Annotated in this window: 18 protein-coding genes and 2 pseudogenes; 9 read left to right on the top strand and 11 right to left on the bottom strand. The window is 56.5% G+C overall.

Features of this window, described 5'->3' with window-relative positions:
• Nucleotides 1-644: IS66 family transposase (gene tnpC / locus PH552_RS26805; protein ID WP_285166406.1), on the top strand; the 644-nt coding region annotated here is incomplete at its 5' end.
• A 278-nt stretch (nucleotides 645-922) separates the two neighbouring features.
• Here tnpC (PH552_RS26805) and PH552_RS26800 read toward each other — a convergent pair.
• Entirely contained in the window at nucleotides 923-2,368 is a 1,446-nt protein-coding gene (locus tag PH552_RS26800) for an IS1182 family transposase (protein ID WP_113250164.1), read from the bottom strand.
• Nucleotides 2,369-2,445: 77 nt separating this feature from the next.
• Here PH552_RS26800 and tnpA point away from each other — a divergent pair, with 77 nt between their 5' ends.
• The 3 genes from tnpA to tnpC (PH552_RS26785) are packed head-to-tail and all read left to right on the top strand — an operon-like array spanning nucleotide 2,446 to nucleotide 4,845.
• The gene (gene tnpA / locus PH552_RS26795; protein WP_112342989.1) at nucleotides 2,446-2,868 is read left to right on the top strand and encodes an IS66-like element accessory protein TnpA; all 423 of its coding nucleotides are present in this window, start codon (nucleotides 2,446-2,448) and stop codon (nucleotides 2,866-2,868) included.
• Complete coding sequence (gene tnpB, locus PH552_RS26790; RefSeq protein ID WP_016557443.1) at nucleotides 2,849-3,202, top strand: IS66 family insertion sequence element accessory protein TnpB; 354 nt, start codon at nucleotides 2,849-2,851, stop codon at nucleotides 3,200-3,202. The genes tnpA and tnpB overlap by 20 nt, the downstream gene beginning before the upstream one ends.
• A gap of 53 nt (nucleotides 3,203-3,255) precedes the next feature.
• Nucleotides 3,256-4,845, top strand: coding sequence for an IS66 family transposase (gene tnpC, locus PH552_RS26785; protein ID WP_112342988.1), 1,590 nt, complete (start codon nucleotides 3,256-3,258; stop codon nucleotides 4,843-4,845).
• A gap of 305 nt (nucleotides 4,846-5,150) precedes the next feature.
• Here the strand turns inward: tnpC (PH552_RS26785) and PH552_RS26780 are convergent, their stop codons facing one another.
• A complete protein-coding gene (locus PH552_RS26780) occupies nucleotides 5,151-5,552 on the bottom strand; it encodes a transposase (protein WP_245430389.1) in 402 nt (133 codons plus the stop codon).
• A gap of 47 nt (nucleotides 5,553-5,599) precedes the next feature.
• Here PH552_RS26780 and PH552_RS26775 point away from each other — a divergent pair.
• Nucleotides 5,600-5,941: pseudogene (locus tag PH552_RS26775) on the top strand (transposase); the annotation flags it as partial.
• Nucleotides 5,942-6,272: 331 nt separating this feature from the next.
• Nucleotides 6,273-6,932 carry a hypothetical protein gene (locus tag PH552_RS26770; protein WP_112342986.1) on the top strand — a complete coding sequence of 220 codons (660 nt, stop codon included), beginning with the start codon at nucleotides 6,273-6,275 and terminating at the stop codon, nucleotides 6,930-6,932.
• A gap of 1,131 nt (nucleotides 6,933-8,063) precedes the next feature.
• Here PH552_RS26770 and rpsU read toward each other — a convergent pair.
• The 6 genes and pseudogenes from rpsU to PH552_RS26740 form a co-directional block, all read right to left on the bottom strand.
• Nucleotides 8,064-8,305, bottom strand: a pseudogene (gene rpsU / locus PH552_RS26765) (30S ribosomal protein S21).
• A 28-nt stretch (nucleotides 8,306-8,333) separates the two neighbouring features.
• Entirely contained in the window at nucleotides 8,334-8,615 is a 282-nt protein-coding gene (locus tag PH552_RS26760) for a cold-shock protein (protein ID WP_113250161.1), read from the bottom strand.
• A gap of 109 nt (nucleotides 8,616-8,724) precedes the next feature.
• Nucleotides 8,725-8,934, bottom strand: coding sequence for a cold-shock protein (locus PH552_RS26755; RefSeq protein WP_113250160.1), 210 nt, complete (start codon nucleotides 8,932-8,934; stop codon nucleotides 8,725-8,727).
• 429 nt (nucleotides 8,935-9,363) lie between these two features.
• On the bottom strand, nucleotides 9,364-13,830 hold the full coding sequence (locus PH552_RS26750) for an autotransporter domain-containing protein (RefSeq protein WP_285166405.1): 4,467 nt from the start codon (nucleotides 13,828-13,830) through the stop codon (nucleotides 9,364-9,366).
• A 1,185-nt stretch (nucleotides 13,831-15,015) separates the two neighbouring features.
• Nucleotides 15,016-15,570 carry a nickel/cobalt efflux transporter gene (locus tag PH552_RS26745; RefSeq protein ID WP_348647387.1) on the bottom strand — a complete coding sequence of 185 codons (555 nt, stop codon included), beginning with the start codon at nucleotides 15,568-15,570 and terminating at the stop codon, nucleotides 15,016-15,018.
• Between the two features lie 134 nt (nucleotides 15,571-15,704).
• Nucleotides 15,705-15,965 (bottom strand): hypothetical protein, encoded by a 261-nt coding sequence (locus tag PH552_RS26740; RefSeq protein ID WP_285166404.1) that lies wholly within the window; start codon nucleotides 15,963-15,965, stop codon nucleotides 15,705-15,707.
• 253 nt (nucleotides 15,966-16,218) lie between these two features.
• Here PH552_RS26740 and PH552_RS26735 point away from each other — a divergent pair, with 253 nt between their 5' ends.
• A complete protein-coding gene (locus PH552_RS26735) occupies nucleotides 16,219-17,040 on the top strand; it encodes a phosphatase PAP2 family protein (RefSeq protein WP_285166403.1) in 822 nt (273 codons plus the stop codon).
• A 45-nt stretch (nucleotides 17,041-17,085) separates the two neighbouring features.
• Here PH552_RS26735 and PH552_RS26730 read toward each other — a convergent pair whose 3' ends face one another.
• From PH552_RS26730 to PH552_RS26720, 3 genes are all read right to left on the bottom strand, one after another.
• Nucleotides 17,086-18,084, bottom strand: coding sequence for a hypothetical protein (locus tag PH552_RS26730; protein ID WP_246698665.1), 999 nt, complete (start codon nucleotides 18,082-18,084; stop codon nucleotides 17,086-17,088).
• A 26-nt stretch (nucleotides 18,085-18,110) separates the two neighbouring features.
• Complete coding sequence (locus tag PH552_RS26725) at nucleotides 18,111-19,007, bottom strand: hypothetical protein (protein WP_285166402.1); 897 nt, start codon at nucleotides 19,005-19,007, stop codon at nucleotides 18,111-18,113.
• A 143-nt stretch (nucleotides 19,008-19,150) separates the two neighbouring features.
• Nucleotides 19,151-20,155, bottom strand: coding sequence for a hypothetical protein (locus PH552_RS26720; RefSeq protein ID WP_285166401.1), 1,005 nt, complete (start codon nucleotides 20,153-20,155; stop codon nucleotides 19,151-19,153).
• A gap of 407 nt (nucleotides 20,156-20,562) precedes the next feature.
• Here PH552_RS26720 and PH552_RS26715 point away from each other — a divergent pair, with 407 nt between their 5' ends.
• A complete protein-coding gene (locus PH552_RS26715; protein WP_162736981.1) occupies nucleotides 20,563-20,886 on the top strand; it encodes an RHS repeat domain-containing protein in 324 nt (107 codons plus the stop codon).
• A 55-nt stretch (nucleotides 20,887-20,941) separates the two neighbouring features.
• Nucleotides 20,942-25,723, top strand: coding sequence for an RHS repeat-associated core domain-containing protein (locus PH552_RS26710; protein ID WP_285166400.1), 4,782 nt, complete (start codon nucleotides 20,942-20,944; stop codon nucleotides 25,721-25,723).
• Nucleotides 25,724-25,730: the final 7 nt, after the last annotated feature.

Below are 25,730 nucleotides of genomic sequence, written 5' to 3'. Positions count from 1 at the left end.
TGAGTGGCTATCGCGGTATTCTTCAAGTTGACGGGTATGGTGCCTACAACAAGCTCGCTCGATCTGACGGCGGCAATGACGGTATGGTATTGGCCGGCTGCTGGTCCCACAGCAGGCGCAAGTTCTACGAGCTCCACGCCTCGGAAAGCTCAAAGATCGCCACCGAGACGGTGGAGCTGATGGCAAAGCTCTGGCAGGTCGAAGAAACAGCCCGAGGGCAAAGCCCTGACGCCCGTGTCGACGCGCGTCAGCAGACATCCGCCGCTGTCGTTACCGAGCTCTTCGACCTTTGGCAGAAAACCCTGCCGCGGGTCTCTGGCAAATCGAAGCTCGCCGAGGCGATCCGCTATGCCACCTCGCGTCGCGCCATCTTCGAACGCTTCCTGACCGATGGCCGCATCGAGCTCGACTCCAACATCGTCGAGCGCGCGATCAGGCCCCAGACAATTACGAGAAAGAACAGCCTATTCGCCGGTAGCGACGGCGGTGGCAGGACCTGGGCGACAATCGCCACGCTCCTGCAGACGGCCAGGATGAACAACGTCGATCCGCAAGCCTGGCTTACCCAGACACTCGAGCGCATAGCCAACGGGTGGCCCAGCAGCGAAATACACTCGCTCATGCCGTGGAACTACACGCCCTGAACGGCCCCGCCTTGGCGCTTACCCTTGACCGGTAGTCAGGCTGGATTCTTCGTAAGCGCGATTTTCGCCGCACCTTCTGCAATTGAGTGAGCTTTGGCATGAGGTGTCCACCAAAATCAGACCGTCCTAAAACGTCGAAGGATCAGGTGTTACGCGGACTCGTCTTGGGCCGACGAGGAATTCTCGCAAGTTTCTCGCATTCACGCCATGGCTTGGTATGCGGCCAAAATGTAGTCCCTTTTACTACTTTTCTGGCGCTCGGAGCGCAGATTTGCCAATTATGCCTTCATTGTGCCGATCAGCTCCGGAACACCAACGAGGGTGATGGCCCTTTTGATGTTATAGGCAAGTGCGGTTAGGCTAAATTCTCCTTGGACGTGGTTCAGCCCACGCATCAGGAACGCGCCTTGGTTCATCCATTGCTTAATAGTCCCAAACGGATGCTCGACGCTTTCCCTTCGTTGACTCATAATATTTGGACGTTGGCTCAGCCTCTCCGCCATGCGATCAAGAATAGCTTCATTCTCCAGGCGCATGATCTGTCGAAAGGCAGCTGGCGTGCATCTGCTTTTGATGGCACATGATTGGCAGCCGATAGGGTTTGCAAAATAGGTTCTTGCAAGGCCTCGTTTTTTACCACTCCGCCGAGGAGACATGACAGCGCCGTTTGGGCAGATATAAGCGTTTATCTCTGGCTGGTATGTGAATTTCCCCTTCGAGAAAAACCCATCGTCTATTGTCGATCCACGGATTGGTCTCGGCACATAGGCGGTGATGCCAGCCTTTTCGCAAGCTTCTATGTCTTCGATCTTGTAGTAGCCACGATCGGCAACTGCCTCGATCTGGTCGACACCGAGTAGCTGCATGGCCGACTCAGCGGTAGGCGCCAGCAAGCCGATATCGAGAACATTGTTGCTGACTTCTTCCTCAGCAATCAGCTTATGCTTCACGTCAACTGCCAGCTGAACGTTGTACCCAACTCCAACTTTCATCATATTCGGCATAGCCCTGCTATCAGGGTCTGTCAGCGATATCTGATCCTCGCCTGTCCGGTCCAGGTCGGCAAGCAAACTGCTGAACCTCTGTCGCTTCGTCCTGAGCGCCGCAATTTTCTTCTCCGTATCACTGCTTCTACCATTCGAGCTGATACTGCTGGCCGCTTTCTCCTCGTCAGCATCACCGTCATCAAGCGCTTTGACGTAGTCGGAGAGTTTTTCGTCGGCGCGACGCACCAGATCCAACAGCTGCGTGCGGGTGAAGTTGCGATGCCTGTTATTGACCGCCTTAATGCGCGTACCATCCACGGCAAGCATTTCCCTACCGAACAGATCGAGGCGGCGACAGACGAAGGCAAACTCGCGGAAAATTTGCTTGAAGGCTGCGCAATTCACGCGGCGAAAGGATGCGATTGTCCGATAGTCAGGCTTCAGATGGCGCAGCAGCCAGATCACCTCTATATTACGGCGGGTTTCCGCCTCGAGCTTTCGACTCGAACGTACCCGATTTAAATATCCGTAGAGATAAAGTTTAAGCAGATCAGCTGGATCGTATCCCGGTCGGCCCGTCTCTTTTGCCATTACGCGGGAAAACCCAGCGGCGACAAGATCAATGCTATCGACAAAAGCCTCTATCAGCCGAACCGGATTGTCCGATCCGACATAATCATCGACCGCTTCGGGGAGAAGCAGCAGCTGAGAGCGATCTGAGCCAGGTAAATGTGCCATGTAAACAACATACTACGGTTCGCTTGCCGTTGGAATCCCATCGCGTTTTGGCACAGTCTGATTTTGGTGGACACCAAATGATGGAAGAAGGTCAAAAACTTGCCGTGCGGCTGGTCGGTCGGAATGGGAGACGCCGTTTCGATCAAAGTTCGAAAGACCGCCTTATTATGGCCTGCCTTGAACCTGGCGCATCGGTATCGAAACTCGCGCGCGACCACGGGGTCAACGCGAACCTCGTTTGGAAATGGATACGCAAGCACACCCAGCCGCTTGCGTCGCCGCCGTCTTCGACATCGTCTTTTATTCCGGTGCAAATCACCGCGGCCAGCGACGAGTTTGAAGAGCTGCCTCGGAAAGCAGAGAGGAACCGGCCGCTGCCCTCTCCAGCGAAGGTGAGCGCGTCACTGCCGAACGGGGTGAAGCTGACGTTGGAATGCAGTGACGTAGATGCATTGACGGCAATCATCGGAGCGCCGGGTCATGTTCAGACTTGGCGCTGATCTCAAGGTTTACCTGCATCGCGAGCCGATCGACTTTCGGGCCGGCATCAACAGCCTTGCTGTCCTGGTCCAGGAGACGATGGCGCTGGATCCCTTTGCTCCTGCGGTTTTTGCCTTTTGCAATCGCCGTCGTGACCGGATGAAGCTATTGTTCTTTGACCGATCCGGTTTTGTGATGGTCTTGAAGCGGTTGACCGAAGACAAGTTCAGATGGCCCCGCCGCGAAGTGCCGGTCGTTGTGCTGACGACAGAACAGCTTCACTGGATTCTCGACGGCATTGATATCGATGCGATGATCCGTCATCCGGTGCGGCAATATCAGATCGCCGGTTGACGGTGGCGAATTGAACTGTTGACGCGAAGGGGCGGTTCAGATTCAAGAATCTGATGACTCGCACCGGCGAACCGAGCATTGCAGAACTGATGGCGCAATTGGCAGCCAATGCTGCCGAAATCGCTGCGCTCAAAGCCGAGAAGGAAGCGCTCTCGCAGCGGGTCGTCAAGCTTGAGGAGGAGCTGGCGCTTGCAAAGCTGCATCGCTTTGCACCCCGCAGCGAAAAGCACGTTGATCGCCTCTTCAACGAAGCCGAAGAGGCTGCCGACGAAGATGACAGCGGCGACGGTGATGACGTTGTCGATCTCCCGGACACGGGCCTGCCGGCGGTCGCGAGCGTCGTGGGAAAAAAGCGGGGACGCAGACCTCTGCCGGAAGACCTGCCACGCGAGCGTGTCGAGTATGACCTTCCCGACGATCAAAAAACTTGTCCGTGCTGCGATAGTCAAATGCATCGCATGGGCGAGGCCGTTACCGAGCAGCTTCATATCGAAGTCAAGGCAAAGGTTCTGCAGAACGTCCGGTTCAAATATGCCTGCCGCCATTGCGACCGCACCGGGATCAACACACCCGTCGTGATCGCACCGATGCCGACGCAGCCCCTGCCGGGCAGCATCGCTACCGCTTCGACGCTAGCCTTCGCGCTCGTCCACAAATACGTCGATGGCACCCCACTCTACCGCGTGGCTCAGACATTCGAGCGGGCCGGCGTTCCGATCAGCCGTGGCGCTCTTGCTCACTGGGTAATCGGCTCGAGCGAGAAGCATCTGCATCGCATCTATGACGCTCTGAAGCTGCGGCTGCGATCGCAGCCTCTCATACATGGCGATGAGACGACGGTTCAGGTCTTGAAGGAAACGAACAAGGAAGCTACCAGCACATCTTACATGTGGGCATACCGCAGTGGCGAGGACAGTGAAGAGCCGATCGCGCTTCTCGATTATCAGCCGGGCCGTGGCCAGATACACCCACAGACCTTTCTTGGTGACTACCGCGGCATATTGGTGAGCGATGGCTACACAGCCTGGCGCACATTGCATGGTGCCACCCATGTCGGATGCATGGCTCATTCCCGGCGGCGTTTCGTTGAGGCACTCAAGACCAGAAAGAATGGAGGCGGCCCGCCGGAACAGGCGCTCCGGTTCTTCGAGCAGCTATACCGGATCGAAAAGCAGGCAAGAGACAAAACCCTAGATGCCGGTGAGACGACGGCTGATTGCATTCGCCGTTTCCGCCAACAGCACAGCTTGCCTGTCCTGAACGCCCTAAAGGCGTGGCTCGACGCCATCGCGCCGAAGGTCGTGCCGGATACCAAGCTCGGCGACGCCGTCTCCTACGCCCTGAACCAATGGGATTACCTGACACGCTATACCAGCGACGGTAGGATGCCGATCGATAACAACATTCTGGAACGCGAAATCAGAGTTTTTGCCACCGGAAGAAAATCGTGGCTGTTCAGCGACACCGCCGACGGAGCCAAGGCCAGCGCAGTGATCTACAGTCTGATGCTCACTTGCCGCGCCTGTGGCGTCGACCCGCTTGCCTGGCTGCGCCACGTGCTCACTGAGTTGCCCCAGCGGGACGAAAGGGCAGACATCGTCGACCTGCTGCCGTTCAACTTCGCCAGAACCGAAGCCGCCTGACACTATACGGTTCCAAACGTTGATCCGATGCCAATCAACGGGTCGGCGTCAACGTGCAGCGAAAATCGCGCTTACGATTCTTCGACAAATGGCTCTTGATTATGAAATCGGCCCGAACCGATAGCTCTGAGAAATTTGCTTAAGCGTGTCGCATTTAATCGGCCTCATATCCTGCAGCCCCGAAATAGTTTCGACATTCTGTGACGGAGAAAAGCTTGCGGATATCGCCGAGGGCCTGAGCAATGGTGTCGAAGCTTCGTGCGGCCCGCGTCCGCAAGAGCGTCTTTAATTTGGAGAAGGCCATTTCAATTGAGATCGGGCGAAAAGGGTGGCAGGAAAAGGAGCCAAGCGCCGCGGGCTTCGACGAGGTCTTCGGCCTGTTCGCTTTTGTGAAAGCCGACATTGTTGAGAATGACGACGTCTCCCGCAGACAGGGTCGGCGAAAGTTGTGTTTCGACCCAAGTCTCGGAGATGCTCCGGTTCATCGGTGCATTGACAATCCAAGGCGCAATCACGCCACGCGATCTCAAACCGGCGATGAAGGTTTGGGATTTCCACGAGCCGAAGGGCGCATGTGTGCGGTAGCGTCGGCCTTTTTGCGACCATCCTGAGCGCTTGGACAGGTTCGTATTGATCGATGTCTCATCGATAAAGATGAGGCGCGCGAATGCCTTGTTGAAGAAGCGCCGGCGTCGTCCGATCCACAACTCACGCGCCCGCGCGATATGTGGACGCTGATGCTCGCTTGAGGGCCCGGGATGCCGGCGATGCCTCGCAGGGGGAGCCGCTGCTCGACCAGATTGACATGCCGATCCGGCGCGTCACGGCCGATGGCGCCTGTGACGGTGAGCCGACCTACGTCGACGTCGCCAGGCACAGCGCCGATGCTGCGGTGGTCCTCCCGCCGCGCGCCAATGCGGTGGAACGTCAGCATGACGATCCCACCAATCAACGAAACCAACATATCGCAACGATCAACGCCGATGGCCGGATGAAGTGGCAGGTCGCCACCGGTTACGGCAAACGCTCATTCGTCGAGACCGCGATCGGTCGCTACAAATCCATCATCGGCCGCCGGCTAAGAACACGCGCATTCGCGACTTTTTCGGTATTCGATGGGCTGAGGCTTTGGTGCGCGGGTCGTTGAAAGACCGGAATTCCGTCTTTGATGCTGCGACTATGCGATAGCGAGCTTGGGCGGGACGGATTTCGGGCGTGCGCATCCCAGCATCCTATTGAGCGCGGCGCAGCTTATGGCGACTTCCGTCTGCTGGGCAAGCCCTTTATCCGCACCCCCTAGCAAAGCATGGGATTTACAGCCAGAACGCTTCGCGCCCAATCCGTTCCAGAAAATGCTGGGACTAAACATCCAAAAGCTGTTGAGCATCGTACTAGCCGGAGAAGTTCCAATGGTGACAGGGTGAGTGATGGCAACGGGAGGAAAGACAGTCGATCACCGCGTCAACTTTTTTGAGGCGTATTCGCACGATGCGGCTTGCCGAAAGCTCAACATGTTCGTCTCAGGCTGGCAATGGTCGGTTCCAACAGCCGGCAGCGAATACAATAGCTTCAAAATCCGCATGCAATCGCTGCAATCAGCCACTATCATAAGCGCGGAACGTTCGGCCGGGCTGATTGGGATAGCGGAATATGATGTTCCGCAAGTAAACATATTGTTCGTGCTTGCCGGGGAAGTCGAAGTTGATAGCGCACAGATGCAGGATCGTTTGCACATACCCGCCGACCATGCTGCCATTGTTGGCGCTCTCGAGGGCACGCGCATCGCGATTAAGCCATACAGCTCATGGTTACTTTTTCAAGTTCAAGAGCTGGAGATCAGGCGCTATTTCGAGAATTTGACCGGCCAACCATACGCAAGAAAATTGGCGCTTTCACCGATCAATTTTCGTCAAAACGATGCTCGAGAGCTCTTCCAGGTATTGAAGAAGGCCGAGAAAGATTTAGCACGGTGCAATCCGACCGAAAGAGCGATGCTTACGAAAGCTTATCATGAGTTGATCCTTGTCAAAGTGTTCGCTAAGCTCCCACACAATCTCCGCGGTAGCCTCGATAGCGTGCTTGGCTAAAAGATCCGCAATTTAGGTCAAGCTTCATGACAAATTGGTGCCAAGCTTCTTAAGCTGCTGCCGGTTGGTCTTGGTCCGCTCACGTTATCATCAAAAATGCGTTCGCAGCTTGTGGCCGTAAGCTGGTCGTTGTGAATGGCGAGGTCATTGGCGTCGGTCGATACGCGGGCATAGCTTAATATCATGCGCCAGTACGCACCGGATTTTCCCACCAAAAAACGTGCAATCGGATCAAGGTGCAGGACTTAGTGCAAAACTCTTGAGGTATGCCCAATCAGCGAGCTGATAAGCGGTAAGGAACAAGTCCACAGCACCGCTCAAGCCTGCCTCTATGCCGGCAATCAAGCCTTCTAAGCCAACACTGAGGGGCAGCTTGCAATTGTCTAAGCCCTACCAAATGCGATTAGCTGCTCGGGTGGGCAATGTCACTTTGTTTGACTGGATTCAGGCGAAGGGCTCGCCATTGAGATCAAGCTGCAGCCCGGTCACTGCTTTCCAGTGCGTCATTGCTCGAATCCAACGACGTGAGCGGATCATGAAGCTTCAAGTCGCGGCAACAACTGCAGCGCTTTATCTCCATCCACGATCTATTCGATCCCACGGCTGTCTGATGTAGTTCCATAAATCTGATTATGCGTTTTTTGCTAAACCATTGATTTATAACACTTTTATGATTATTTCTGAACCCTGCGTTCGGCTAAGTAACATAGAGCCGAGCTCTTTTTGCAAGGGCTTTGGGGCACGAACCCATGATATCGGCTCGCTCGCTACTACGTGCCCAATCTCAGCCCTTTGTTGAGTGTCCGCTTCAACTCATACTGACGCGATAGCTCTGCCCTCTCCGCTCGATCGGCTAGCGAGGAGCCCCACAATGCGCTAGACCTTCCTGCTTTTCTTTCTTGCTTTCGGCGCGGAACCAGGCTCTGTCTCTTGCGCCAAACGACGCGCGCGAAGCCTTTCTGTCTTCTTTTGCCGAGCAGACGTCTCATCGGCGAGGATATCCCTGACAATCGACGCCGTCTGCTCAGACTTGGCCTGCGCTGAGAGCTTTGTCAGGCTTGAACAGATTGTCTTTCGTCTTGGTCATGCTTCCTCCATTTCAGCAGGCGCGGTTCCAAAAGACGATAGACGTCAGCGAGCTCGCGCCATGACTTTCTTCTTCGGCGCCGGCAGCAAGCCTTCGCGCTGAGCCTGCTTACGGGCAAGCTTCCGCGCGCGGCGGACCGCCTCGCCCTTTTCGCGAGCGCGCTTTCGGACGGCTTTTCATAGGCGCTACGCGCCTTCATTTCCCGGAAGACGCCCTCGCGCTGCAACTTCTTCTTCAGGACGCGGAGCGCCTGATCGACGTTATTGTCTCTAACCAGAACCTGCAAAGTGTCTCCTTCTCAGCTCGCGCTGCGTTTATTTCTTGATGCGGATCGAGTTCGAGTTGATCCAGTTCGGTTTTGATGCTTGCGGTGCGTCGGGTTTGGATGGCGAAAGCGACGATGGCGACGCCCCGGCATCGATATCGTCCTGACGGACGCTCCGCTCGAAGCTCTCGCTCTGCAAGTGGACTCGATAGTGAACAACGCCCTGTGACACAGGTAAGACAGACACGACGCTGCCGACCGGCTGGGCGTTTCCGAAAATTCCAGGCTTCAGGACGATGCTGTCGCCCGGCCGGTAACGACCATTTGCCATGTCGTTCTCCGTTCGAAATGAAAAATAAAAGGCCGGGACGCATCCCGACCTTCCTCGGTCACGGTTTCAACGCGCCGGTACATCCGTGGTCGCGCGAAGCCCTGACAAATTAGGCGGCCCGAAGATTATCAGCCGAGCTCTTACCAGATCTACGATCCTGCACGATGTCATAAGTAATCTTCTGGCCATCGTTGAGCGACCGCATGCCGGCGCGCTCTACCGCTGAAATATGGACAAAGACGTCCGTGCTGCCGTCATCAGGCTGGATGAAGCCGAAGCCCTTAGTGCCATTAAACCACTTTACTGTACCAGTGTTCATAACGATTTCCTTTCGTAGTAACCGTTGTTGGTCCCGCGATACCTTGCGGAGTCAGGTCGATTATTTGAGAGGAAATCCGGCGAGAGTCAGATGGCTCTTCGGCGATGTCACAAGCAATGGTCGATAGACTTTATATAGGCTCGATTGAAGTTTTGGCAACATAGGTCGCGGAGCGAAGGTCTTTTGCCAGGCGACGATGCTTGTCGAGCCGCAGAATGTCCGTGGCTGTCGTAGATTTCGCAGCTTGCCAACTCACAGCCCTCCGTTACCTTTAGTAGAAGGCCCCAGAATGTTGAGTATCGCGAGAATCTGACCCACTTTTTCATTCGGCGGTGGTTCAATCGGACTGTTAAATGGTATTTGCCGATAATACGATAGCCCGGATATCGTGGGTCAACGCGAAATGAAAAGTGGTCCATAAAACGGATTTCAGAATCTCACCTTCAGATCGGCCCGCAATCCATGCTCTCGCGCGTTGCGAGCGAGTGAGCCGGAATATGAGAGCCCCAGCATCGCGCCGTTAGTAAGATTGAGATCAAGACCGGTCTCGATGACAGCCACGTCCTCGGCAATCGGCACGCCAGCTACCGTGTATGGATTGCCCCCCGCAAATGCGAGTGACGCGGTCGGCACTTTGTCGCCAAAGGTGTGACGCCAACCAACCATGGCGCGTGCCGTAGCTTCGGCATCCCCGAGCGCAAATCGGGTGTTCCCCCTCAGGCCTAGCGTCGAATAGGTGACGTCCTCTCCGCCGCGTGATCCGTTTAGAGCCGCATCTCCGCCCTTCTCTGTAAAGTTGTTGCTACTGTAATTTACATGAGCGAGACCAGCAAACGGCTCCAACGAGAGTGCCTCCCCTTCGAGCATATATCCAGCCTCGCCGAAAATCTGGGTGGTGGCTGCGTGATAGCTACCTCTTTCCGTTTCGGAAAAGCCCGGAAAAGCGACAGACCGGGTCGTGTCGACATCGTGCCAGGAATAAGCGGTTCCGAAACGCAAACCCAAGCGGCCAATCTCGGACCCGCCATAGGCACCGATATGGTATGTATCGACGCCAGCGTTGGAGGCGCGGCTTGCGAGATCATTGGAGGCATGGTCGTAGCCGGTGACAAAGCCGAAGCGCCAATCATCGTTAACGCTCGCGTCAGCGCCGAGCAGAAACCCACCGATCGAACGATCGAACGATTCTGCATTGCCATTACCGTCCCATCGCCCCCAGGAGCCGAAGCCACGCGCCCAGGCGGTAATGGCAGTTCCTCTCACCGGCGCCGTGTCCGGCCTGGATGGCCGCGCACCTGCCGTGTCGATGTCCAAAAAGGCAGCGCGCGATCGATCAATCGCCGCCTCGCGAATGAAGCTGCTGTCCTCCAATATCGCCCCCTGGAGCGAGGCATGAATTTCACCTGATAACGCGTCCAGTGCCCGCTCTGCGGCGCTCGCGTCGGGAATCGCCGCCAAGGCCTGATTGACCAAATTGCCTTGCCCGCCGCTCTCTAACGCATTGGCCGCGGCGCACTGATTTGATGTGCGGGCGACATCACAGTACCTGACCGCGTTGCGCGTGACGTCGACAAAAACGTTATCGGGATCGTAGGAGAGCGACAAATCCACAAAAGGCATATTTTGCGTCAGCTGCTCAAAGGTGCCCGTCACGCCATCACCCGCCGAGAGGATGACCCAGCGACTGCCCGGAGTGAAAGTACCGGCGGACTTCACTACATCAACCGTGCCACCGTGAATAGTTGCTGCACCCGTCGCTCCGATCAAGTCCGCGGTCAAGCTCGGGGTGATGTCCACAGCATAGGTCGAGCCTTTATCAAATGTGATATCGCCATTGACATGGAGCGCCCCCGGCGAATGACCGGGAGAGATGGTGCCGCCTTGAGCGATTGTCGTTGTTCCGACGGTGCCGGTGCCGCCAAGTTTACCGCCGGAAGCGATGTTGAGCGTTCCGCCGAGCTTACCATCGACGAGGAGCGTGCCGGCCGAGATCGTCGTTGTACCGGTAAAGGCGCTCGAGTCGGCCGATAGGTTGATGCTGCCAGAGCCAAGCTGCCGTATGTTGCCGCCGCCACTGATCCTACCGGCAAAGACAAGATCGTCGGAACGGTCGAAAGCGAGCGTTGCATTGTCAACGACGTCGCCCACAATTGAGCCTGATGTGCCGCCAGCGCCGACCTTCAATGTTCCGTCGCTGATTACCGTATTGCCGGCATAGCTGTTGGTTCCCGTCAGTGTGAGCGTGCCGGCCCCCGCTTTAACAAGTTCCCCCACACCGGTGATAACTCCGCCCACCCGAAGATCCGCATCCGTCTGAAGCGTGCCGCCGCCGGTATCCAAGTTAACTGTCCGCACGGTTGCAATATCGGATGTATTTCTAAGGCTGCCGCCGTCGAGGGTTAGTCCACCGGCTTCGGTACCAAGATTAGAGTCCGAAGAAATCAGGAGTGTTCCGTCTCTGATCGTCGTGCCGCCGGCATAGGTGTTGGCGCCCGTCAGCGTCAGCGTGCCGCTGCCGGTCTTGACGAGCGCGCCACCGCCGCTGATGACACCGCTCGCAGTGAGGTCGGAGTCTGTTTGAAGCGTGCCGCCGCCGCCATTGAGCGTCATGTTGCGGGCGGTACCGAACGCCGCGGTTGTTTGAAGCACGCCTGCGTCAAACGTGAGCGCGCCTGCCGTCAGCCCCAGATTGGCGTCGGAGGAAACCCGCACGCCGCCGCCCAGAATGCTCGTTCCGGCGGCATAGGTGTTTACTCCTGATAAGACGAGTATCCCGGCATCCGTCTTCACCAACCCGCCGCTTCCCGAAATTTGGGCGCTTATAGTCGCCACGACGCCCGGATCGGTCCTGATCGTGGTCGCCGCGTCGCTGGCGGTCAGGGTATCTCCGTCGATCACATAGCCATCGCTCATGAACTGAATGCCCTTGAAACCAACGGCACCAGCGGAATTATCAACGGTGACAGTACCGGCGCTACCCCCAAATACGGCGAAATCCTGCCGCCAAATGCCATTGATCGCGCCATTCGCATCGGTCCAATTGCGGCTTGAGGCGTCCCACCTTCCGCTGCCGCCGGTTATGGTGCCGTCATCGTGGCGAGCGACATCGCCACCGTCCCAAAAGCCGAGTGTGGCGCCGACGCTGGAGATGAGATTTATCTGACCTGCAATATTGGTTTGGACATAGAGGTCGCTCGAACTGACGCCGCTGGGTAGAGCGCCCAGGGCCAGGCCGTTATCCGTCAGTCCCCCGCCATAGTTCATCAACCGATAGACACCAGCGCTGAAGCCGCCGACGTCGATGACGTTCAACGTGCCATCCAGAGTAAGGTTGCCAGTGACCTCGATCAAATCGTTGACACCGCCGCCGATTATGCCCGGGCGACCGAGCTGATAATTGAGAATGGAACCGCCATTAAATGAAAGCGAACCCACCGTCAGGGTGCCGGGGCTCGACCCCGGCGCGATTATGCCGCCATCCGCCACGGTGACGGATCCGGCGATCGAGCCGGAACCGCCGAGTGTGGCACCGCTAGCCACAGTCACAGCGGTATTGGCAAGGGAGCCTTCGACGCTAAGCATGCCATCCGCGACGGTCGTCGCGCCGATATAGGTGCTAGAGCCCGACAATGTCAGTTTGCCGCCACTCGTTTTCGTGAGCGGCCCGGAACCGCTGATCACGCCGCTCAATTCGAAATCGGCATCGGTCTGAAGCGTTCCATTGTTGTCCAGGATAATATTGCGTGCGGTGGTAAAGGAACTTGTCGCCTGCAGCGTGCCCATGTCGAATGTCAAGGCACCAGATGGAGCGCCAAGGTTGTTGTCAGATGAGACTGACAGGGTCCCACCGCTGATCGTCGTGCCGCCCAGATAGGTGTTCAACCCAGTAAGGACCAATCGTCCACTGCGGGATTTTATTACGCTACCGGCTCCCGAGATGGTGCTCGCGTCGACAAAATCAGCCCCGCTGGTGTCGAAGCCGATCGTCGACATACCGTCTTGCAGGTCAATTGAATTGTTTAGAATTAGCCCGCTGCGCAGTGGCGAGATAAACGCACCCGCGCCTGGCGCGATTACGATATTGCCGATGAGGTTCGAGCCGTCCACCAGCTGAAGGACGTTTCCGGTGCCATTGAATTGTATGGCCGCGGCGCGTGTTACACCATCGCTGTTGAGGCCGCCCGCGATCGTGCCAGCATTTAAGACGAAGCTGTTTCCCCAACCGATCACGCCCGCGCCCGCGGCTGCGCCATTTCCCGCACCGCCGGTGATCGTGCCAATATTCTGAAGAACACTGCGGCGCCCGCCTAGATTGACACCCGCTCCGCTTGAACCCGCGTTACCGGTGCCGCCCAGAGAACCCGTACCCGGACTGCCTCCTATTCCGCCTGTAATGGAGCCGATATTGGTAACAATCGTATCATTCCCAAAGACGAGCAAGCCATCACCACCGCCGCCACCGCCAGCGCCGAAGCCGCCGTCGCCGCCGTTTCCTCCATTCCCTCCGAAGATAGTGCCTTCATTAGAAGCGGTGCCCCCCACAACAGCTGAGATGATTCCAGCGCCGCCACCGCCGCCGCCGCCGCCATTGCCGCCGAAGCTGGTTGCCGCGCCCCCACGCCCCCCTATGCCGCCGGACACGGTCGCACCACTGACAATTGTAAGGTCTTTGCCGGAAAAGATACCCGCTCCCCCGCCACCGCCCCCGCTTGCAAAGTTCAAGCCATCCGGACCGGCTGTCCCATCACCGCCCACCAGATCGGTCGCAACCACAATGGAGGTACCGGAGGCAAATGAGCCTCCAGTTGCGCCGCCCTGTCCTCCGGAAACATCCCCGGCAGCACCATCTCCACCTGCACCGTTCGTGCTTGCGTTGCCGAAAATAATATCGGTCATGCCCGTGCTCGCGTTGATCACACTTGCGTCACCACCGTCGCCATTGCCAGCGCCGCCATTTCCCGTGCGATTTGGTATCCCAGCGCCACCTTCGGCGCTGCATGTCGCTGTGGCAGTCGGGCCGCACGCAGCCCAGGCCGCTGTGAAATGGCCATCCGCCAAACAAAGCGAGGCAACCATCGCCAGAGCCGACACGCCTACTGTTGGCGCGGGCCAGAAATTTCGCGCTGGGAACAGGAAAGAACGCCTTTGCTCAACGGCGAGCCCTGCGACGGTACAAGTCTCCATTCCCATTCCCCAACAGATCTTCGCAGCCTGCCTGCGCCCCGCCCCGACCTCAGCACCGCACGTTGAACGTTCACGTCCCTGCGCAGATCGAGTTGCAAATCCCTCTATCATGGGGAGCATTCAAGGACCAGACAGCTTCGCCAAAATTGTAGAGAACTCACATCTTGCCTCGCGCTGAACATGTCGTGGCATCGCGTGACAATGGCTGGTTGCGAAATGTCGAAAGTTCAGTCAATGGGAGGGGTGGCGCGAGCGCGCACCTGAAAAAATTCGGGCGCTTCATCCGATTTGGTGGGAATCTGCGATCCTGACGTTGTTCATGAATTCCAGTCGCTTTGAATAATGGCTTAGCTATTGGTAGTGAAGAGATCAGCAGCCATGTACTCAACGAATACCCGGTCCTTCGGCCAATATGCCGGCTCGTCGCCCAAAGGGCCGTGAGTGTTCAGTTCTAGCGATATAGGGTTACTTCCAGACGTTCCGGTGGCCGATGACCTCGTCAATATGAAGGCGCTGGGACGCCTTGGCTTTCGATGTCCGCTATGCCTCCCATTGTCTTGGCCGGCCGCCACGTAGACTCCTCCGACTCAATGGCTTAATATCTTTGCGCCTCTCCCTTCCCTGCTAGGTTTCTTGGTTCCTTTTGCCCGCCGCTCGTCAGCGTGGCGAGCACAATACTGTTTTGTAGGTAGCCGCCTGGTGCGATGCGCCGGACGACTTCAATCACCGCAAAAAGCGCAATTCAAGAGCAGGTCGACAGCAAAGAGCTTTCCGAAATCGCCGAGTCCATGACAATGATCGTAGCAGTGGCTGTCGTGATCGTGCTGTCTCATGGCACGTCCGGCATCCCTTGACGAATATGGAACCGGCCGCCGAAGTTCCGGCGGCCGGGTTGAGTCAGCCTACAGGCGTGACCACTGCCGCCGCTTCGGGCGCCGACCCTCTCGCCAGGCCGGACCAGCCCATATAGAGCGCGATCACGAGCATCAGTACGCCAGAGGCATAGGGCGCACGCTTGGCAAAGGTGTCGAAACCGGACCAACGCTTTTGGACGTGACGCACGCTGATTGACGCTGCCACTCCCGCCGCGACCACTGTCATCGCGAGGCCAATGCTGAAGCACACCACCAGGACCACGCCGAGAGAGAGCTGCTTGAGCTGCAGGCATAGCAGCAGCACGGTGATCGCTGCAGGGCATGGGATCAGGCCGCCAGTCAGGCCAAACATGATAATCTGGCCGGTCGTAACGCTCTGGTTTTTGAAACGGCGGGCAGTGTCGTTGGCGTGGGCGCGGGCGTGCGCGTCCATGTATTCGCCATCTTCACCGACCGACAGGCCATGGTGATGATGGTGGCCATCTTCGCTATAGGCCACATCGTAGTCGTGGGTATGATCGCCATGTCCGAGGCTGACGCGGGCATTGAACTCATGCGGCTCCGGAATTTCTTCCATCCTGTCACCACCACCCATGTGATCCGCGGTCGACACTGATTTCGCAGGCCTTTGCGATCCGCCAAGGTTTTCACAAGGCTACCGCGTGGCATCGCAGTCGGGTCAAAGGTGCGTGGCTCACGCCAAATACTGGTTTACGTTACAACCGGTAACCTGCCATTCCGTTTTGCGACAAAGCCCGCCACGACGCACGCCGCCGCCAATCGTCGATTTCCCGGCAGATCCCGCATTCCATCGGCGGAATAGCGTTCGCCCTGGCGGCGCGAACCGATGACGCGGAAAGGCGGGATATCGTCGAGAGTGCCAATATTGATGGCGAGCTTGCGCAAAAAGTCCAACCGATCGAGGAGGCTAATGGCAGCTATTCGTTTTAGTGTGAAGGATTTGGATGACACACGGTGGCCACCTTAGAAAAAACGCCTTGATTGCTACAATAATTCAGCACCCTCTTTGCGCGAAAAATTAATCTTACGCGAATATTGCTTCTGTCTTTGCGAGAGGAAGTTGTATGAACGAGTGATCAGAGCGCGAAACTTTCTGATTGGGCTAGTCGTTGCTTGTTACACTTCAGTGTTGATTCTCGTGCCCCTCGTCGGTCTCACGGTCAATGTCGGAGATTTCGCGCGAGTGGCGGGATATACGCTCGCTATGTTCTTGATCCTGGGAGCACTGTGCCGTTGGCGTAAAATTCCTTCTCTTCAAGCCGCCGGCGAGAGTGTGAGTTTAGGGCTTGCCTTGACAGGTCCGCTTGTTGTCTTCGCCTATGTCGCCGCCGCGACCGATTTCCCCCTGCGAGACCAGCGTCTCATGGCAATGGACCGGGCGCTTGGCATTGATTGGGCCATGCTCATTCGTGCGGTCGATGCGAGGCCTCTATTGGCTACCACGTTGATGCTGGCTTATCGATTATTTAGCGTTCAGCTCTTGCTGCTTCCCGCACTGCTGGGCCTCACGAGGCGATCCGCACGCGCATACCAAATGATAACGGCCTATGGGCTGATTTGCATCCTGGCGAGCATCATCTCAATCTGGTATCCAGCGGTCGGAACCTATACCGCCTTTTCGGTTGACCTAAGCCATCTTAGAAATCTGAGCGCGACCCTCGGTACCGAGTTTGTAGCGCAACTGCTCGCGGTGAGAAGTGACCCGAACTTTGTGCTGCGTCTCAGTCAGGCAAGCGGCATTATCTCATTCCCATCGGTCCACGCGGCCGTCGCGGTGCTTTGCGCCTGGGCGATGTGGACCAATACATTGATGCGCTGGCCGTTTCTTATGCTGAACATCTTGATGATTGGTTCGGCAATTACTGAAGGCGGGCACTATGTTGTCGATCTTGTAGCGGGAGCTGGCTTGTCCGGGTTTGTGATCGCTTCGGTTCTCTATGTAACAAGATCATATCCATCAGTCGGCTTCGGAATACTAGGCCGGAAGAAGGCAGCGGGCCACGCAGACTCAAGCATGCCGAGCTGAACGGATGCCGCTTGACGGGCCAGGACACATTCCATCCCATGCTTTTCAGATGCTGACGACATTCCAGGATAGAACGTGAAACGACGCAGCCCAAGTTTGCCTGATATTGGGGGCAAACAGAACTGCTGGGCCGATGGTGCTCAGATTGGCAATAGCGGCAGTTGCTGACACGGAATAGGCCGGGATGAAGAACTCACCGTCGCGGGAGAACGACCAGATCAGATTGGTGCCATCATAGGTCAATCGTTGCCAGATCGGCTGGGAGGGTTGCGGAAAGCCAACATCCTGGCTCATAATGTCATTGACGCGCCCGTCAAGACCAATGCCTCCTGACGTAATGAAGTAGTCAAAGCGATAATCGGTCGTCTGAAGGGCAGTGATGCCGAATTCGACTGCCTTTTTGTTGACAGCATCCCGTACGGCAATGGACGGCATGGAGAAGTCGGATAGTCCGCCCGTGTACACACCAAGCATGGTTGCCTGCCAATGTCCGGACGGTGCATTCATCTCCGCCATCATCGCCGCTCCGTTGACGGCGGCGGTGGCTGATAAGACCATACCACGGCTGGTGCTGGCAATGGCAGCGCCGGTGGGTGGTGTCGTTGACGTCTGTAGGGTAAAATTGGCAGCAACCGGTTTGACAACGGCGGTGCCATTCAGCCAGTCTGCACCGCCGCCGCCAAGCACGCCAGTGGTCGCAATCGAAATGCCACCTGGTGAGTTCGTAATGGCTATGCCCGCCCCAGCCGACAGAGTCGTTGCGCTCGGCGGCGAACCAGTGGTCCCGATCAGCAATTGCCCATCGGTCAGCGGCCCAGCGGCGGCAAACCCACCGCCGCCATTGTCGAGCTGGATGCTGTTTTGTGCGCCCGCCGGGGCTGTACTGCCAAGACACGTTGCGACAGCGTTGAAATTGCCCATGACTGGCGAGCTATCGATTACCCCTCCGTTGACAATTTGATTTGGGACAGTGCAAGCGGCCGACGCACTGCCAACCATACCCAACAGGAAAGCGGCTGACATCAGGTAACATGTCTTGTCCATTGATAGAGCTCCAACGTTCTCAGGGATTAAAGCGAGGCGAGGTTCCAGGACAGGATGTGATAACCACTGTTCCAGTTGGAATGAGCTGGCTGGTAGAAGAGAATTGCCGGGCCGATCGTGCTGAGCTGGGTGAGCCAGTTCGTCGCGGATATCGAGTACGCGTTGGTGAAATTCTCGCCGTCTCGCGAAAATGACCAGATCAGCGTCGTCCCATTATAGGTCAATCTCGACCAGATGGGCTCGCTTGGGGTCGAAAATCCGACGTCCTGAAATGCCGAGTCGCCCGAATTCGTGTCCAGACCGATACCACCAGATGTTCTGATGTAGTCAAATCGATATGTGTTGTTGCCGTTTGATCCCTGCGAAAAGGAGACAGCCCGATTTGTCGTGCTGTCGCGTACGGTCAACGATGGCTGGATGTATGTGTTTAGCGAGCCGGTATAGACGGCAAGCATAGTCGCCTGCCAATTTCCGGCAGGAAGCGGCACATCTGCCATGATAGCCTGATTGTTAGCGCTCGTGGTCGCAGAGAGCAACAGCCCGCGTGTCGTCGCCGCTACTGCCGCGCCGACAGGTGGTATCGTGGTCGTGCGCATGGTGAACGCGGCGGCATTTGGCTTGGCTACGGCCGCCTTATTCAACCAGTCGACCGCCGCTCCTGTGCCGCTGCCGGTCGCCGAAATCGTGACGGATGCAGGACCGCCAGTAATTGCGATGCCGGAGCCAGCCGAGAGCGTTCCAGGTTGAGGTGGATTGCCTGTCGAGCCGATGAGCAACTGACCGTTTGTCAGAGGTGTTGTGCCCGCAAGCGATCCGCTGCCTGTATTATAGAGTATCGAATTTGCACTACCACTTGGTGTCTGACTATCGGCGCAATTGGCCAACGCAGTAAAGTTTGCAGTGACTTTCGTGGCATCGGCCACGTCTGCGTTCTGCAATTGGTTGGGGAGCGTGCATTGCGCAGAAGCAGTACCGGCAGCCGTCACAAGCACTGTGGCAAGGATTGGAATGAGAAATGACGCTCTAGGCATTAGAAAACCCCCGTGCTTGGATGGCTGGAACTGGGTTACAGGCTGGCGAGGCGCCATGAGAGGATATGATAAGCAGACGGCCAGGAAGGATTCGTCGGTTGCTGAAACAAGGCAGCAGGTCCGACACGGTCGAGGTTGGTCAGGTTGTCCGCCGCCGAGATTGTGAATGCCGTGCTGAATACCTCACCGTCGCGGGAGAACGACCACGAGAGATTCGTGCCGTCATAAGTCAGGCGTGACCAAATCGGCTGCGAAGGCGGGGGAAGGCCGATATCAGTGATGGTCGTTTGACCCGCAATGGTGTCCAGTCCTTGGCCACCTACGCTTCTGACGTAGGAAAACTGATAGGTGCTCGCACTCATGCCGCTGATGCCGAATTCGATGGCACGCTTCGCAACGGAATCGCGCACGGCAATCGCGGGCATGCTAAGAGTTGATAGCGGCCCCGAATAGATCGCAAGCATCGTTGCCTGCCAGCGGCCACTCGGAGCAGCTGTTTCGGCCATCACGCCGGTGCCATCCGCAACGGCAGTCGTCGTCAGTGCCATCCCCCGGACCGTTGGCACCAGAGAGGCTCCTGCTGGCGCTGTCGTTGATGTCACGATGGAAAAGTTCGTGACTAAAGGTCTGATGACGGCGGCTTCATTCAACCAATCGACAGCATTGGCAGAGCCGTTGCCTGTCGCCGAAATCGTGATTCCGCCAGGGGCGTTCAGGATGGCGATACCAGGTCCGGCGGTTAGTGCCTTTGCTTGCGGCGCGCCGCCGGTGGTTCCAAGGATAACTTGGCCATCCGACAAGGAGACGCCGCCCAGATTGCCACTCAATGTTTCGAGCTGAACCGTGTTCTGGCCTCCCGATGGTGCGGTCGCATTGACGCAGCCCGCAACGGCCGAAAAATTCTGCATGACCTGCGTCGCATCGGCCGTTTGACCGTTGGACAATACATTTGGCACTGTGCACGCCGCCATCGCCGGCGAAGCCACTGCAAAAAGTGCAGATGCAAGAAAATTCAGTGCAAGGTTGCTTTCCGATCGCATCGGGCGTCCTCTTGGAAACTGATGAAAGCAATGCGCAAGCAAATCGAGACGCACCCTAATTGCACGCTGAAAAAGAATTCGTCAATTGGTAAAATATAGATGCCATAAAATTCGCAATTACAGAATATATATTGGGAATAACCATAGAAATCTACTTCCGAAAAACGTTCATTTTTCAGATCAAAACTGAAGACGATGCTTCGATTCCCGCATTTTACGGGATTGTATTTCTGGTTATTGTATGAGAATGCTATTTCAAACGCTGGGGACTTCGCTGAATGACATCGCAGGCCGCTTCGGGTGAGTCCAAAGAATGCTGCAATTCATACGCAAGTTATCTTTTGCAAAATAAACTCACAAGATGCAGATTGTGCGACAGTAAACAAATTTCTCATGAGGAAAGAGCGATGATTTCCAGGCTCGGCTTCCACATAATTGTTTCGATTGCGCTTTTGGTGAGCGCTGTCCCCGTGTTCGCGGATTCGAAGTCGAGCAATTTTGGCTACGACGCTAACGGGCGGCTGACCACCGGCTTCTATGACCAATCGAAATGCATCGTTTACGGCTATGACCCGAACGGCAATCGCACATCTCAGTTGACCGCGAATAAGGATGTCGCTCCACCGATCTGGGGTCAGGTCAACTGGGGCGCCGTCAACTGGGCGAGCGGTGTCGCTGACGCGATCTGGGGTTCAGGGTCGTGGGGGTGCATCATGTGGACCCAACCCTGAGCAAGATTGACTGACGATCTTCCACGCCTTTTCAAAAATTTGACGAGAGATCTCGATGATGTCTGCATTCAAATCCGGAACAGCAGCAGTATTTCTTCTCGCATTGATCTCCGCCGGCACTGTGATGGCCGCACCACCGACGATAGCGTCGTTTCCGGCCCCGAGCATGGCGGGCTTTGCCGAGCCTTTGGTGAAAACAAAGGTCACCTTTCCAAACGAGGACGAGGATCTTTCTGCTGCTCTCAATGCGTTTCAGCATCGTCATGATCCTTCCGATCTCTCCAGTTTGACGGGGTTTCTCCAAAGGTATCCCCATGGCGGATGGTCGACAGCTCTGTGGACCAATATTGGCCTCTCCTATCTGCATGACGGATATTTCTCGCGTGCCATCGACGCCTGGCAAAAGGCCTGGACCGAGGGCAAGGATGCATCCACTTCAGAGGCACGAGCACTGACCGATCGTGCTATCGGCGAGCTCGCCAGCCTGAACGCCAGCATGGGACGGAGCGATGATCTGGCGCTACTGTTTAGCCAACTGGACGGTCGTAAGGTTTCCGGGCCGGCAACGGAAACGATTCAATCTGCCCGCGACATGCTGACACTGGTCAAGACCGATCCGCGGCATCTGTTCAACTGCGGCCCGCTTGCGCTACGAGCTCTCCTGTTGACCCAGGGGATGAGCGCGGACAAGCTCAATTTCCTGCAATTTTACAATGCCGGGCCGGAAGGCACGACGCTTGCCGAACTCGGTAGATTGGCAAGCAAGGTAAAGCTCGATTATCGCCTCATTCGCCGTTCTCCGGACGAAGCTGTCCCCGTGCCATCGGTCGTCCACTGGAAGGTGGGACATTTTGCGGCGATCGTCGGAAAGGCGAATGGCCGCTATCATGTTCAGGACGCAGTCTTTCCGAATGCGGATATGTGGGTCACGCCCGATGCACTGAATGCGGAGGCCAGCGGATATTTCCTTGTGCCCGCAAGCGAGGTCACCAGTGAAGCCTGGCAGTCCGTTTCAATGCCACAAGCAGTCTCCATTCGCGGCAAAGGATCGACGAACAGTACTCGCCAGGGCGATGCCGGCGACACGAATGCCAACGGGCCGGGACCAATCCCTCCTGATCCCAACAATCCATCTCTTGGCGGCTCGGGAGGACTAGGCGGCAATGGAAACCAGTCGCCATGGCCGCAGGGCGCAAACAATCAAAACAACGGCGGCGACAATAACCAATGCCCCCTCTGCGTGGTCAACATTAAGGAATCCAGTGTTAGCGTCGCGCTCTCGGACGTGCCCGTCGGCTACGTTCCGCCGATCGGTCCCTCGATGAAGATCGGCATCAGCTACAATCAGCGTGAAGACAGTCAGCCTGCTAATTTCGACTACTTCAATATCGGTCAGAAATGGTCGCTAAGCTGGTCAAGTTACATTATCGACGATCCAACCAATCCGGGCGCCAATGTTTCGCGTATCATGGGTGAGGGCGGCGCCTTCTACTACATCGGCTATGATACCGTCCGCAAAACCTTCGCGGCGCAGGACACCGATGGTTCGATCCTTTCTCTCATTTCGCAATCGCCCGTCAGCTATCGGCGCCAATTGCGCAACGGTGGAATGGAGATCTATGAGCAGTCCGACGCAAGCGCCGCCTATCCGCGCAAAATCTTCCTGAGCAAGGTGATTGATCCGCAAGGCAACGCCGCAACGTTGCACTACGATAACCAGAAGCGGCTGACCTCAATCACTGATGCCGTCGGGCGTGATACGACCTTTAGCTATGGCGTCGCCGGCCGTCCGCTGCTCGTCAGCCAGATTGCGGATCCATTCGGACGCAGCGCCGTCCTAACTTACGACGGTCAAGGGCGGCTGGCGTCGATCACCGATATCATCGGTCTGACATCGAGTTTCAGCTATGACGCCAATTCGCTCATCAACGCTCTGACGACGCCTTATGGTACAACCCGGTTCAGCTATACGGCACCTGGAACCTCGGGTCCGCCGCGCTTTGTTCAGATCACTGATCCGCTCGGCAATAAGGAGCGCGAGGAATGGCTCGAGCCCGCCCCGATTCCATTCAGCGATCCGACCGCTACTGTACCTGTTGGCATGCCACTTCCGCTCTCCAACACTTATCTGCCCTACCGCAACAGTTTTCATTGGGACAAGAGCGATTACGTCACCGCCGGCTGTACAGATACCGGTGGGTGCGATTACACCAAGGCCAGGATCCGGCATTTCGTTCACATGCCAGCCTCTTCTATCAAGGGGACGGCAATCGAGAGCGAGAAAAAGCCGCTGGAGAACCGCGTCTGGTACACCTACCCCGGGCAGACCGGATCAACGGGCACCCTTTACGGCGGAACCTATAACAAGCCGACGGCGATTGGCCGAGTGCTCGATGACGGTTCATCGCAGATCAGCTTATATGCTTATGACAGCAGCGGAAATCTGACGCAGGCAACGGATCCGGCCGGGCGAATCACCTATTATTCCTATTCGAATGGCATCGATCTTGTTGCCGTCAGTCAGGCGGATCAATTCGGCGCGCAGTCCACACTGGCGCAATATATTTACAACAAGCAGCATCGGCCGATCTTTTATTCGGACGCGGCCGGGCAGACGAGCACGATCGGTTACAATGCAGTTGGTCAGGTAACCTCGTTCACCGACGCCCTTGGTGAAAAGACGGCCTATCAATACGACACAAACGCAAATTTGGCGTCGGTCACGAACGCCAACAACGCCACTGCGGCTACCTACACCTATGACGGCTTCGCCCGCGTGCGAACTTATACCGATTCCGAAGGCTGGACGGTCACTTACGATTACGATGCGGCCGACCGCGTTACGAAAATCACTTATCCCGACGGCACATCGCAACGCTACACCTATCAGCGGCTCGATCTCGTTTCCTATCAGGATCGCGAGGGCCGGCTTTGGCGATATCAATATGACGCCAATCGCCGACTAACGGCGGTTGTCGATCCTATGCGGCAGTCGACGACGCTCGGCTACGATCCGGCCGGAAATCTCGTTTCTCTAACGGATCCGAAGGGCAATGTGACGGCCTGGGCCTACGACGTTCAGGATCGGCAAACCTCGAAGACCTATGCCGACAATAGTCATGTTACCTACACTTACGAAAACACGACCAGCCGCCTGAAGAGCGTTCTCGACGCATTGGAACAGACAAAACAATACAGTTATGCGATCGACAACAATCTGACTGGTCTGACATATCTCAATGCCGTCAATCCGACGCCGAATATTTCGTTCGGCTACGATCCCTATTTTGATCGCATCACTTCGATGACGGACGGGGTGGGGGCGACGACCTATGCCTATAACCCGTCCTATGTCGATGGTGCCCAGCAACTGGCTCAGGAGTGCTTTACCGCATCCGGCTCTGCGAGTTGCTCCCACACAATCACCTATGGCTATGATGCTCTAGGGCGGCGAGCCACACGGCAGATTTCGGGCAGCGGCGCCGAGACCTTCCAGTACGATGCTATCGGTCGCGTGATCAATCACTCCAGCGACCTGGGCGCCTTTCAGATTTCCTACCTGGGGCAAACCTCTCAGATCACAGTTCGGCAGTTGCTGCCAGCAACGTCAACTCTCAAGACCAGCTGGAGCTACCTCGATAATGCCCATGACCGTCGTCTGTCTGGCATCGCCAACACCGGCTTGACGAGCGGGCAGTATACGAATTTCACCTTTCAAAGCTCGCCGGAGAACTTCATCACCGCGATCACGCAAGACAGCGACACAAGCGTCGCGGATCCGAGTTCGGCGATGCAGGCAGTCTCGTTCAATAATCTCAACGAGATCACGCAGGCTTCTGGTCAGGGCTACAGCTACGACGCCAACGGAAATTTGCTGTCCGACGGCGAACGGGCATATTCCTGGGACGCAGAAAATCGTTTGGTTGGGATCACATATCCCTCGCAATCGGGGAAGCTCACCAAATTCGCCTATGATGGACGCGGGCGTCGTATTGAGATTGGCGACACGCCAGCGAGTGGAGGTAGCGCCGTTACCTTAAAGTATATTTGGTGTGGCAGTAAGCTTTGCCAAGCACGCGATGCCGCCTACTCTCCGAAACAAAGTTACTTCACCGAAGGTGAATTTAAGGTCGGGGCAGCAAATCCAGCGCTCTTCTACGGCATCGATCAAGTCGGTTCTGTGCGGCGAGTGTTCCAAAGTGCAACCGCCGCTCCCGCTTACGATTATGACCCTTGGGGCGTAGTGCTGCAGACGGCGCAGTCGCTTACAGATTATGGTTTCGCCGGATTGTTCTCCCACCGCGAGAGCGGTCTTGGCCTGACGTGGTTCAGAGTTTATAATTCGAATCTGGGGCGCTGGGTCTCCAGAGATCCACTTGGCGAGGGAACTAACCAGACCCTTAATTTGTACGCTTATGCAGAAAATTCTCCGCTAGTCTATACAGATGCCAGTGGACAATTTTCGATTTTTCCTTGGCTAATGCAGCAGCTATTACAGCCGTCACAGCCATCGCTCGGCATGTGTCCGGCGCCTAATAATTTCCCGGACTTAGCGGGTCCTCTGCTTAACAGTGGCCCACAGAACACGCCGGACGCAGGGGATCTGGAGGGCAAGACCGCGGATGATATCGGTCAAGACCTATCGGGTCGAGGTTGGTCCTCTCGACCTGCAAAAAATAACCAGGGCACGGTATATGAAAACCCCGATAGAAAAGGCGAACAAGTCAGGATTCATCCAGGTGGCACAAAAAATACCTCGAATCCGGAGCTGCACGATGATCCGTATGGCGTTGTGTCGAAAGGTGGAAAAACTGACAGGTTTAAGCTCGGCAGGTGACTAGGAA

Source organism: Rhizobium aureum, assembly GCF_030182495.1.
In the GTDB taxonomy this organism is placed as follows: Bacteria; Pseudomonadota; Alphaproteobacteria; order Rhizobiales; family Rhizobiaceae; genus Rhizobium; species Rhizobium tropici_C.
The sequence above is the reverse complement of the archived record's forward strand: the minus strand, read 5'-3'. Positions and strand labels throughout refer to the sequence as shown.